The following is an 11,873-nucleotide window of genomic DNA, read 5'->3' as shown; positions in this document are numbered from 1 at the left end:
AAAAAACAGCCAAGACTTAAATGTTTTGGCTGTTTTAATTTAATTCTATAATTTATCCTAAAATATGCTGTCCCAGTATTTGGTACACTTCATTGATATTGTTGTCTTTTCCAAACTGTTTTTTAATTGGCTGTACTTCGCCGCGAACCCATATTTTTAGTTCGGCATCAAGGTCTAAAAGACCTGCACTTTCTTTGCTGAATTTAATAATACTGCCATAAGGTATTGACATATATTCTACTTTACTTCCGGTAATTCCTTGTTTGTCAACAAGTATAAGCCTCTTGTTTGTAAAAACAAACATGTCGCGTATCAGCTTAAAGGCTTTCTCTATTTTTTCTCCGTTAATAAGTATCGAAGAATACTCCTGGCCAAGTTTTTCAATGTTTACTTCCGATGCGTTGCCCATTATGGCATTAAATAGTCCCATGGTTAGTGTATTTGATTAATAGGTGTTTTAAGGTGTCGAAATTTACGCTTTATTTTTCGGGTAATGAGAATATTTAAAAAATCATTATTGACGATTTTAAGGTATAAAAGACTTGCTTACAATAAGTTTGTCTCCGTTAATATCTACTTCAAAAAAATGAGGCACCCTGTGATATTTACCATTTATTGATTTATGGCTGTGCAATGCCATTAATAGTTTTCCGTCGAGCGTTTTAAATAACATTCCATGGCCAAAATTAGGAGGTGTTATAGGGTCTTTTTCCTGTATCCATGGCCCATCGAGTGTACCGCTTTTAGAGTAGGCAACTCCCTGTGTGTACACATCATATATCCAGCTTGTCCATATCATTCCTAACCGGCCCGTTCCGGTTTTAAAAAGATAAGGGCCATCGGTAACCCGGTTAGGAACATCATTGCCTTTAGCGTCTTTTTCCCTGCTCCATGGCGATTCACTTGCTTTAAACAAGAGCTTTCCCTGTCCTACAGACCCACTCAAATCTGGTTTAAGTTCTATTTTTTCAATGGTGCCATCTACGGCCTGCAGCCATTCATAACAGTAAACCATATAAGGTTTACCATCTTTATCGATCCAAAAAGTACCGTCTAATGTTGGTTTATTTTCAGGAAGGTAAACCGGGTCTTTCATTGGTTTATATGGTCCGTCAGGTTTATCGCTAACCAGTACATGCGATGCCCGCCTTTCTACTGTATTGCCGTTTACAGTATCTATTATAACCGCTTTGTTGGTAAAAGTGGCAAAATAATAGTATTTGTTTTTGTATTGGTGTATCTCAGCGGCCCATATCATTGGGTTAGGTCCCATCCACGAAGCATCATCCGTTTGGGCAATGCTGTAAGGCCCGTCCCAAATCTTCAGATTTTTACTTTTCCAAAGTTTTCCGCCCGTGCCTGTCATGTAATACATATTAGTTTTCTTATCAGCCAGTATAAAAGGATCGCTTAATACTATTGAATCTAACGGAACATTTGTTCGTATCTTTTTTTGCCCAAAAGCTGTAAGGCAACACAACAGGCACACAGTTTTAAATAACCATTTTTTTAGCATATACTACTTTTACTTAAACGTTATAGAGTATAAATATATAAAATAAAAAAGGCCTGCAAAATAATATTTGCAAGCCTCTCCTTCAATAACCTAAGTAACAAAAAATAACGTTATTATTGTTTTCCCCGCGTTGTTGAAGTCTTTTTACTTTTATCTGCTTCAATGGCCCTGGCCTTTTTTTCTTCTTCTTTCTTTTTAGTTTCGGCCTCAAGTTTTAATTTCTTGTCGGCTTCTTCCCTTGCGCGTTCCTGTTGTGCAATCTTGGCATCGCGTTCAACCTGCTGTTGTGTTACAGGTTGTGGCTGCTGATCCTGACGCTCCTGTATTTCCTGCGCAGCCATGAAAGGTGTAAAAGCCAGTAACAGGATAAATGTTAGTATTATTTTCATGGCAGTAAATTTTATACATAGTAAAATTACTTATTATCACTCTAACCGTTATTACTCAAAACATGTATTAACCTATGTTTAACGATTAAATGAGGTATTGATGTAATTACATCGTTTTTTTGTAATTCATTTATAATTAACTTAGTAAGTAAATATTTAAGTATGATCTTAAATTATCTGTATGCTGCGTTTAGGACTTATATAAGATTAGTATATTTGATATTGTTTTCAGGCTTAATATTTGGCCACACAAGTTTAGACAGATGCATAAACACTATATTATTTATAAGCCTTACGGTTATCTTAGCCAGTTTACTTATAACCTTAAACGAAATAAGAAATTACTTGGTGAACTTTATAATTTTCAGGCAGGTACTATGGCTATAGGACGTCTTGACGAAGACAGCGAGGGGTTGCTCTTACTCACTACCGATGGCATGATGAGTGAAATTGTTAGGGGAAAGAAGGTTGAAAAAGAGTATTATGCACAGCTTGATGGTATTATTGATAATGAAGCAGTGGAGAAATTAAAGAAAGGCGTTGAGATTGGTTTTAAAGGAATTAAATATACCACGAAGCCTTGCATGGCGTCTATTTTGAATAATGTTCCTGATTTTCCGTTAAGAGGGAAAAAAATAAGGGACGAACGCCATGGACCTACATCATGGATATCGGTTACTGTTACCGAAGGTAAATTTAGGCAGGTAAGGAAAATGACTGCGGCTGTCGGATTTCCTACCTTAAGACTTATTAGAGTAAGGGTAGGTAACATAAACCTTGGTAGTTTACAACCTGGAGAAGTTATTGATGTAGAGAGTTTTATCCTCTAAAATCACTTTGTAAATGTAAACTTACAAAATAATTCGATTTTTTGGTTAGGGTATTTTACAGTTAAGTTGTTTTAGTATTAAATTATAGAGGCCGGTTACTGTTTTGGCATGTAAATATAATATATTGACATCCCACTAATACTTGCGGTATTGTCATGAACATGCCGGCCTTCTAATCTTCGCAAAATCTTTTTAAAACACTATAAGGTTTATATCAGTATAATTTAACGAAAACCATTCGGCTATGCTGCTGTTGGTAAGACGGCCATGATAGAAATATATGCCGTGTTTAAGCCCTGCATTACAGCGTATTGAACTTTCAATACCTCCATCCTCAGCCATTTGCAATAGAAACGGACTAATGATATTACTAATAGATAACGAAGCTGTCTTACTATAGCGTGACGGAATGTTAGGTACACAATAATGCGTAACATTATGTTTTACAAACGTTGGCTTTTCATGAGTAGTAACTTCTGATGTCTCAAAACATCCGCCCGTATCTATAGAAATATCTATAATAACTGCACCACGTTTCATTCGCTCTACCATAGTTTCGGTTACGATAACCGGGCTACGGTCTTTGCCGCGCATAGCTCCAATGGCTACATCGCAACGCATAAGGGCTTTAAGTATTGCTTTTTCCTGAATGGTAGAAGTAAAAATACGTTGGTTTAAACTGTTTTGCAGCCTGCGGAGTTTATTGATAGAATTGTCAAATACTTTTACGCTGGCACCAAGACCAATAGCTGTTTTGGCAGCAAACTCGGCCGCAGTGCCGGCACCAATTATTACAACCTCGGTTGGTGGTACACCCATAATATTTCCAAACAGTAAGCCTTTACCCAATTTTTGGCTTATCATCAGTTCCGAAGCAATAAGTATAGATGCTGTTCCGGCTATTTCGCTTAATGATTTTACAGCAGGGTAGGATCCATCGCTGTCTTTGATGAATTCGAAAGCTAACGCCGTTATCTTTTTGCCCTGCAGTGCTTCAAAATATTCTTTGCGTTGCGTTTTTAGCTGTATGGCAGATATTAATAACGTTTCCGGATTCATCATTTCTATCTCGCTTACCGTAGGTGGTTCTACTTTGAGTATAACCGGGCAGCCAAAAACTTTTTTAGTGTCGTAGGTTATTTCCGCACCTGCATCGCTGTACTCTTTATCAGTATAGCTTGCCGTAAGTCCTGCGCCATTTTCCATTAACACCCTGTGTCCGTGCGCAACAAGTGATGCCACGGCATCGGGAGTAAGGCATATCCTGCGTTCCTGATATGATGTTTCTTTGGGCAGGCCAATAAAAAGCTCACCGCGCTGTTTTGCTACTTCGAGCATTTCTTCCTGCGGTAACAGCTGTTGCCTTGTAAAAGGTGTAAATGACATGGATAGGTTATAATAATTGGAGTAATTTACAAAAAACAACAAATATAAACAACTATTTTACAATAAGATGCCTTTGCCCGTTAGGTAAGGCTTTTATAGTAATTGTTGTATGGTCTAAAGGTATAAGATTAGGTGTTTTTTCGGGCCATTCTATAAGGCAGGTATAGCCGCTGTAAAAATACTCATCTATGCCCATATCATAGGCTTCCTCTTCGCTGTTAAGCCTGTAAAGGTCAAAATGATATAATGGTTTACCATCTCCGGTTTCATATTCGTTTACAAGGCTGAAGGTAGGGCTCGAGGTAATATCTTTAACCCCAAATTGTTTGGAAAGGGCTTTTATAAAAGTGGTTTTGCCTGCACCCATACTGCCGTGCAGTAAAATTATATTTTTAAGGTTTAGACCCAGCACCTGTTTTGCAGTGTTGTCTATTTCCGCAAGGGAAAAAGTGATTTCCATTACTAAATCAAAAAATTAAAATAAATACTAAATTAACTGTTTGTCCTTACTTTTTATTTAGGACTTAAAACCAAAAATGGCACGATCATTTCTTCAAGCGAAATACCTCCATGCTGATAGGTATTGCGATAATAGCTAACATAATGGTTGTAATTGTTTACGTAGGCAAGAAAATAATCGTTTTTGGCAAATATATACGAAGAACTCATGTTTATAGCCGGTAGCTGAATGCGTTTAGGATCTTTTACATGATATACGTCACGATCTTCAAACGTTAGGCTGCGTCCGGTTTTGTAACGCAGGTTAAGGCTTGTGTTCCTGTCGCCAATAACTTTGCTTGGGTCTTTTACATTTATAGTGCCATGATCTGTAGTAATAATAAGCTTAAAGCCCATTTGTTGTGCCTGCTGTATAATTTCAAGCAATGGCGAGTTACGGAACCAGCTAAGTGTTAACGATCGGTAAGCCTTGTCATTGCTGGCAAGCTCTTTAACAACATCCATTTCGGTCTTGGCATGCGAAAGCATATCTACAAAATTGTAAACTACTGTAGTAAGATCGTTATTTTTTAATGCCTTAAAGTTGTCAACCAGTTTTTTACCCGATGCAAAATTGGTAATTTTATAATATTCCTGTTTTAGGCCGCTAAGCCCAAGACGTTTTAATTGTTCTGTTAAAAACTCTGCCTCATATAGGTTTTTACCGCCGTCATCGACATCATTTTTCCAGTATTGAGGAAACTTTTTCTCCATTTCTAATGGAGTAAGGCCGCTAAAAATTGCATTACGGGCATATTGTGTTGCAGTTGGCAAAATAGCATAGTATGAAGTTTCTTTTTCAAGTTTATAATGGTTATTTACAACACTTTCAAAAGCTTTCCATTGGTCGTAGCGCAGGTTGTCTATAACAACGAAAAGTATAGGCTGTTTTTTTTGAATTTCGGGTACAACAAGCTCCCTGAAAAGATTGTGCGAAAGCACAGGTTTATCGGCTTTTGGTTCATACCAGTCTTCATAATTGCGTTCTATAAACTTACCAAACTGCGAGTTCGCTTCTACCTTTTGAGATTCTAATATTTCGATCATACTCTGGTCTTCAATATTTTCAAGCTCCATCTCCCAAAAAACAAGGCGTTTATAAAGATCTATCCATTCTTCCCAACTGTTTACCATAGCCATGTCCATAGATATTTTGCGGAACTCTTTTTGGTAATCAAGTGTGGTTTTAGAAGATACCAACCTGGAATGGTCAAGGTTCTTTTTAAGCGAAAGCAGTATTTGGTTTGGGTTTACAGGCTTAATAAGATAATCGGCAATTTTAGAGCCTATGGCATCCTCCATAATATACTCTTCCTCGCTTTTAGTTATCATTATAATAGGCACGGTAGACTTTTTCTCTTTCATTTCGGCCAATACCTCAAGCCCGGTAAGTCCTGGCATGTTTTCGTCAAGAAAAACCACATCAAAGTTTTCCTGATCAAAAAGGTCGAGTGCATCCTGCCCGTTGTTTGCCGTAGTAACATTATAGTTTTTTTTCTCTAAAAACATAATGTGTGGCTTTAGCATATCTATTTCATCGTCTACCCAAAGTATTTTAATCTCATTCATTTTTTATGAGCTATTTTTGTTCTTAAATTATACTGCAAGGTATAGCTATTTACGTAATTTTAGTCCTAATTTTTTTATAAAAATAAAATAGGGAAACCTTCTATAACTCTTGCGTTTACTAAAAACTATAAAATGAAAAAACTATTGTCCCATCCTTATTTTAATATCGCCGATCAAAATATCTTCAGGGTTTTATTATTTTTTGCTGCGGTCGTTTTTAGTGGTTGCTCTGCCAAAAAACAGGATGCTAAAGTTAGAGAAACCGTTTTGCTGACGGAAGGATGGAAGTTTTTTAATGGGCAGAACGATAATGCCTATCTTAAAAGTTTTGATGATTTAGCATGGGAAACCGTAACTGTGCCACACGATTGGGCCATAAAAGGGCCGTTTGATAAAAAATGGGATATGCAAAAAGTGGCCATTGTACAAAATGGCGAGAAAGAAGCGACAGAAAAAACAGGCCGCACCGGGGCATTGCCCCATATTGGTACAGGCTGGTACAGAAAAACATTTAAACTTCCTGAATTTAAAGAAGATAAAAAGGCTCTTTTAGTTTTTGAAGGCGCAATGAGCGAGCCCGAAGTTTACTTAAACGGTAAAAAAGTAGGGGAGTGGGCTTATGGATATAGCTATTTTTATATCGATATTACTAAAGATCTGTTGGTAGGAGAAGAAAATACACTTGCTGTAAAGCTTACCAATAAAGAATATTCGTCAAGATGGTATCCCGGAGCCGGGTTGTTTAGAAAAGTAAGCGTTGTTGTTAAAAACCGCGAGAGCTTTGACCAATGGGGTACATTTATTACCACGCCATTAATAACATCTGATAAAGCTACGGTAAATATTAAGTCGGAAGTTACAGGCAGTGGTGTGGTTATGGTAACAAAAATTTTAGATGCCATCGGTAAAGAAATAGCCACACTTACAAGCGAAGACAAAAAGGGTAAGCTCTTTGAACAGAACATAATGGTGCCAAACCCGCAATTATGGAGTCCGGAAACGCCTTATTTATACACTGCGGTTACCCAATTGTATTTAGGGAAAACACTTAAAGACGAAGTACATACAAAGTTTGGAATACGCGAAATAAAGTATGAGCCCCAAAAAGGTTTCAGCCTAAACGGTAAGGTAACTAAGTTTAAAGGCGTTTGCCTGCATCATGACTTGGGGCCATTGGGAGCGGCCGTAAACAAATCGGCTATGCGCAGGCAACTTACCATTTTAAAAGATCTTGGGTGTAATGCTATTCGCAGTTCGCACAATATGCCGTCTTTTGAGCAATTGGAACTGGCAGATGAAATGGGCTTTATGTTTCTGGCTGAGAGTTTTGACGAGTGGGCAAAACCAAAGGTAGAAAATGGCTATCACCGTTTTTTTGAAGAATATGCCGAAAAAGATATTGTTAACCTTGTGCGTGCTACACGCAACCACCCAAGTATTGTGATGTGGAGCAGTGGTAACGAAGTTCCCGACCAATATGGGGCTGAGGGAATTACAAGGGCTAAATTTTTACAGGATGTTTTTCATAGAGAAGACCCTACAAGGCCGGTAACTGTTGGAATGGACCAGGTAAAGCAAACCATGCAGTCGGGCTTTGGAGCACTTCTCGATGTGCCGGGGCTTAATTACAGGGTACATCTTTATGAAGATGCCTATAAGGCTTTTCCGCAGGGGTTTATATTAGGATCTGAAACGGCCTCTACAGTAAGTTCAAGGGGTATTTATAAATTTCCGGTGGTACAGGCTAAAGAAAAGCAGTATGAAGACCTACAATGCTCATCTTATGACCTTGGAGCCTGTAGCTGGAGTAATGTGCCGGACGAAGATTTTGTATTGCAGGATGATAAACCCTGGGTTATTGGCGAATTTGTATGGACCGGTTTTGATTATCTTGGGGAACCTACGCCTTATGATGAAAGATGGCCTTCGCGCAGTTCATACTTTGGGATTTCTGATCTGGCAGGTTTGCCCAAAGACCGCTTTTATCTGTACAGAAGTCGATGGAATACGAAAGACGAAACCCTGCATATATTGCCGCATTGGAACTGGGATGGGCGTGAGGGGCAAACCACACCTGTTTTTGTGTACACGAACTATGACAGTGCCGAACTTTTTATAAACGGTAAAAGCATGGGAGTGCAAAAAAGGAGCAATGCAACACCGCAAAACAGGTATCGCTTGATGTGGATGGATGTAAAATATGAGCCGGGAACCGTTAAAGTTGTAGCTTTTGATAAGTCAGGTAAACCTGTCGCCGAGAAAGAAATTAAAACAGCCGGGAAGCCACATAAAATTGTCTTGGACCCCGACAGGAAAAGTCTTACTGCCAACGGAGAAGATATAAGTTTTATAACCGCAAGTGTGGTAGATAAAAACGGAGTGCTGTGCCCAACTGCTACTAATCAATTAAACTTTAAAGTAAGTGGTGCCGGTACATACAGAGCAGCCTGCAATGGTGATGCAACTTCTACAGAAATGTTTCATTTAAACACCATGAAACTTTTTAGCGGCAAACTTGTGGTGTTGGTGCAATTGGCTAAAGAAGCAGGAAACATTCAGTTAGAAGTAACTGGAGACGGTTTGGAAACCGCTACTGTAAAACTTATATCGAAAAAATAGTTACTTTGCAGCACTGCGAAGTTTTAAATAACTTCCTATATTAAAAATAATTATAGATATAACTATAATGGAGTAGGCTACTATTTGTATGGCAGATATACTTTCTTTATAATAAAAGGCAGCTAACAAAAAGCCTATTATTGGGTTTATGTACAGTAATATGCCTAATGTTGATGAGTTTATTCCTTTTAATGCAAAAAGGTTTAACAACATTGGTATGATGGTAAACCCAATGGCAATAACTGCTATATAGCCATAGAATGAAGCTTCCTGAGGTAATGGCCCACTGTAAACAGGATAGAAAGGTAATAGTATTGCAGACGTTATTAACAATTGTACTGTTAGCAGCAAAAACTTATCTATACCGATAAACTTTTTTTGAAGCACAAGATAAATAGCATAGGTTGCCGCTACAATTATACTGAAAAACACATCGTTAAAATTATTATAGGATAACAACACGCAACTTACTAAACTAAGGCCTACCGACAACCATTGCAATGGTGTAAGTCGTTCTTTTAAAATTATAAAGGCAAAAACTGTGGTTAATAATGGGCATACCAAATAGGCAAACGATGCCGCCTTAACGCTTATGTGGTTCATTACATAAATAAAAAAGAACCAGTTGCCTGCCAGCATTAAAGAACTGATAACCGTTAGGATCATCAGATTTCTTCGAGTTTCAGGCTTTAGTAAGGCAAGGCTGCTTTTTGTTTCTGCTATGGCCTTTTTCCTGAATAATAAATTAGTGGCTACCATTAGTATAACGCAGCAAAATATACGGTAAAAAAGTATATCAGGAGACGGGTAGTTATGAAGGGGTTTTAGAACAAAGCTGAAACACCCCCATATAGCAAAGGCAGTGGCAGCGGCAAGATAATATTTATAGCGCATTTTTTATACCGGAAATATTGTGCAAAAGTAACAGATATTGATCATAATTTAAATGCTTCTTTTTTAATAAATAAACACTTTGTCTACTAAATGGATTATTGATTTATAATGCCAATATTCTGCACAGTATTGGTTAACTTTGTAATATTAATACTATTGCTATGAAAATTGTCTGTTTGTTTTTGCCATTGCTTATAATTTTGAGTTCGTGTAAATCAACTCCAACCAATGTTGCCGCTGATTTTAAACCTACGTCCGAAAAAGGTGTTGCAATTGCAACCATTACTTTTGAGGGAGATAAACCCGTTAACGAAATTTATCGGTTTTTTTATAGTGCCCAAAATGGTGATAAGGCCTTTAAAAAACGTAACGCTGGTAAGGTGGTTATTAGTGGCAGTGAAGTTAAAGACAGTTTTAACGGAGACTTTAATAATAAGAAATCTTATCTTGTAGTTATTGAGCGTGAGCCTGGTCAATATGCTTTTACCCAGTACGGTTTTTTAGATCATAAAGGGTCTAATGGCATGGTTAGCAGCAGCAGGTTGTTTTCTATTCCGTTTGAAATAAAAAAAGGAGAAATAACCTATATTGGTGAGTTGGATTATAAAGATGTGGTTGAAAAAGGTACGCCACGAATTTATGTAGCAGATTATTTTGATCGAGATCTGCCAGAATTCAAAAAGAAATATCCAATGACCGATTGGGAAAAAGCAATTAACAAATCGGTTAAAGCAGGAGATACCGGAGGTGGTATTGTAGATTTCAGGTAATCCAAAACAGCTTTTTTGAAATTGTATAATGTGTTAATATACAGCAAATGAATGCTTAATTTGACGTTTTATAAATTTACCTTTTTAAATTTTGTAAGACGTTTAATACTAAAAGGGATAGTATTCATATTTTAGATAGTGTTTTTACGTATTTTTACTTAATAGTCTCTTTAAGAAGCATTTGAAAGTAATTGCTGAGCGTAGTTTATTAAACTATTTGTGTATTATGGCATGTTTTCTTAATGTTAACACAGTAGTTAATCATTATTTATAATCTAATTTACACATTCTGCAAAAAATCTTATAATATTCAGTTGTGTTTTTTACTGTTTTTAACAAGATTTTATGTGATTTTTTCTCGTTTTTCTTCTAAAGTGTGTTAAATCGATAATGTTTAACACTTTTAGTGATATTTTATTCAGTTAATTCATTTATTTTTATCCTAACCTAAAAATCTTGAATAGCATGGAGAAAATTACTTTAGACGCAATGCGTAACTTTATTATTGAAAACGAATTGACGGACAGTGTTACAATTGCACTGCACCCGGACAGTTTTGATGTATTGGTACTTGAATACCTTGATACGAATGGAAATCAAATTGAAAGACCATTTGAAATTTTAGGAATCGAGATACTGCAGGATGAAACAGGTAATGTGCCTGTAAATAAAGTTCACCTGCTTGATATGGTAGAATAATAGAGTACCTTACTTTAAAAAGATCTATCCCGTTATGCCCCACCATAACGGGATTTTTTTTGCGCAAAAATCCTGTTAGTTTCTTTAAAGATAAACTATAACCATCATGGTTTTTTTATAAACAATCTTTGAATTAAATTTGCCTTTTTATATAAAAACAGTGGCTAAAGAAATTGTTGTACTTATTGGCGGGCCCGGATCGGGCAAGACAACCGTAATTGAAGAATTATTGCAAAAAGGGCATACGTGTTATCCTGAAATTTCGCGCGAGGTAATTTTAGAAGCGCGCAAACAGGGTATCGAGCAGCTTTTTTTAGAAAAACCTTTACTTTTTAGCGAGCTGTTACTTGAAGGTCGTAAAAAACAATTCCATGAGGCTAAAGCTGATGAAGCACATACTGTTTTTATAGACCGCGGCATCCCTGATGTGTTGGCATATATGCATTATATTGGAGACAGCTATCCTGCTTTTTTTGACCAGGCATGCCGTGATCATGTTTATACTAAAATATTTTTCCTGCCACCATGGGAAGAAATATATACCGCCGATGAAGCACGCTATGAAAACTATGGCCAGGCAAAGCTTATAGCAGACCATCTTCAGGAAACCTATACAAATTATGGATACGAGCTTATAGAAGTACCCAAAGACACTCCTGATAACAGAATTCTTTTTATATTAGAGCATCTTTCTAAATAACAC

General features: G+C 37.0%; 12 protein-coding genes. 5 read left to right on the top strand and 7 right to left on the bottom strand.

Translation table 11 applies throughout. The annotated features are described in order from the left end of the window. Positions 1 to 52: 52 nt before the first annotated feature. The 3 genes from GR160_RS05040 to GR160_RS05030 form a co-directional block, all read right to left on the bottom strand. Positions 53 to 430, bottom strand: coding sequence for a PH domain-containing protein (locus tag GR160_RS05040; protein ID WP_160748729.1), 378 nt, complete (start codon positions 428 to 430; stop codon positions 53 to 55). A gap of 96 nt (positions 431 to 526) precedes the next feature. Further along, on the bottom strand, positions 527 to 1,516 hold the full coding sequence (locus GR160_RS05035; protein WP_160748728.1) for a glycoside hydrolase family 43 protein: 990 nt from the start codon (positions 1,514 to 1,516) through the stop codon (positions 527 to 529). A gap of 113 nt (positions 1,517 to 1,629) precedes the next feature. Next, entirely contained in the window at positions 1,630 to 1,905 is a 276-nt protein-coding gene (locus tag GR160_RS05030) for a hypothetical protein (RefSeq protein ID WP_160748727.1), read from the bottom strand. Between the two features lie 263 nt (positions 1,906 to 2,168). On the opposite strand from GR160_RS05030, the gene GR160_RS05025 reads away from it, so the two are divergent. Further along, a complete protein-coding gene (locus tag GR160_RS05025; RefSeq protein ID WP_160748726.1) occupies positions 2,169 to 2,735 on the top strand; it encodes a pseudouridine synthase in 567 nt (188 codons plus the stop codon). 192 nt (positions 2,736 to 2,927) lie between these two features. On the opposite strand, the gene GR160_RS05020 is transcribed toward GR160_RS05025, so the two are convergent. The 3 genes from GR160_RS05020 to GR160_RS05010 are packed head-to-tail and all read right to left on the bottom strand — an operon-like array spanning position 2,928 to position 6,188. After that, the gene (locus tag GR160_RS05020; RefSeq protein ID WP_160748725.1) at positions 2,928 to 4,121 is read right to left on the bottom strand and encodes an alanine dehydrogenase; all 1,194 of its coding nucleotides are present in this window, start codon (positions 4,119 to 4,121) and stop codon (positions 2,928 to 2,930) included. 52 nt (positions 4,122 to 4,173) lie between these two features. Further along, complete coding sequence (gene tsaE / locus GR160_RS05015; protein ID WP_160748724.1) at positions 4,174 to 4,581, bottom strand: tRNA (adenosine(37)-N6)-threonylcarbamoyltransferase complex ATPase subunit type 1 TsaE; 408 nt, start codon at positions 4,579 to 4,581, stop codon at positions 4,174 to 4,176. A 53-nt stretch (positions 4,582 to 4,634) separates the two neighbouring features. After that, on the bottom strand, positions 4,635 to 6,188 hold the full coding sequence (locus GR160_RS05010) for a response regulator (RefSeq protein ID WP_160748723.1): 1,554 nt from the start codon (positions 6,186 to 6,188) through the stop codon (positions 4,635 to 4,637). A 132-nt stretch (positions 6,189 to 6,320) separates the two neighbouring features. Here GR160_RS05010 and GR160_RS05005 point away from each other — a divergent pair, with 132 nt between their 5' ends. After that, positions 6,321 to 8,807, top strand: coding sequence for a DUF4982 domain-containing protein (locus GR160_RS05005; RefSeq protein WP_160748722.1), 2,487 nt, complete (start codon positions 6,321 to 6,323; stop codon positions 8,805 to 8,807). Here GR160_RS05005 and GR160_RS05000 read toward each other — a convergent pair whose 3' ends face one another. Continuing rightward, on the bottom strand, positions 8,808 to 9,701 hold the full coding sequence (locus GR160_RS05000) for an EamA family transporter (RefSeq protein WP_160748721.1): 894 nt from the start codon (positions 9,699 to 9,701) through the stop codon (positions 8,808 to 8,810). Between the two features lie 161 nt (positions 9,702 to 9,862). Between GR160_RS05000 and GR160_RS04995 the strand changes: the two genes are divergently transcribed. The 3 genes from GR160_RS04995 to GR160_RS04985 all read left to right on the top strand — a co-directional run bounded on the left by GR160_RS04995 (position 9,863) and on the right by GR160_RS04985 (position 11,870). Next, positions 9,863 to 10,471, top strand: a complete 609-nt coding sequence (locus GR160_RS04995; protein WP_160748720.1) for a hypothetical protein — start codon at positions 9,863 to 9,865, stop codon at positions 10,469 to 10,471. A gap of 465 nt (positions 10,472 to 10,936) precedes the next feature. After that, positions 10,937 to 11,170 carry a hypothetical protein gene (locus GR160_RS04990; protein WP_160748719.1) on the top strand — a complete coding sequence of 78 codons (234 nt, stop codon included), beginning with the start codon at positions 10,937 to 10,939 and terminating at the stop codon, positions 11,168 to 11,170. A gap of 160 nt (positions 11,171 to 11,330) precedes the next feature. After that, positions 11,331 to 11,870, top strand: coding sequence for an ATP-binding protein (locus GR160_RS04985; RefSeq protein ID WP_160748718.1), 540 nt, complete (start codon positions 11,331 to 11,333; stop codon positions 11,868 to 11,870). Positions 11,871 to 11,873: the final 3 nt, after the last annotated feature.

It is taken from the genome of Flavobacterium sp. Sd200, assembly GCF_009826935.1.
Classification (GTDB): Bacteria; Bacteroidota; Bacteroidia; order Flavobacteriales; family Flavobacteriaceae; genus Flavobacterium.
Note: the sequence above shows the minus strand (reverse complement) of the source record. Positions and strands in the feature narration are given on the sequence as shown.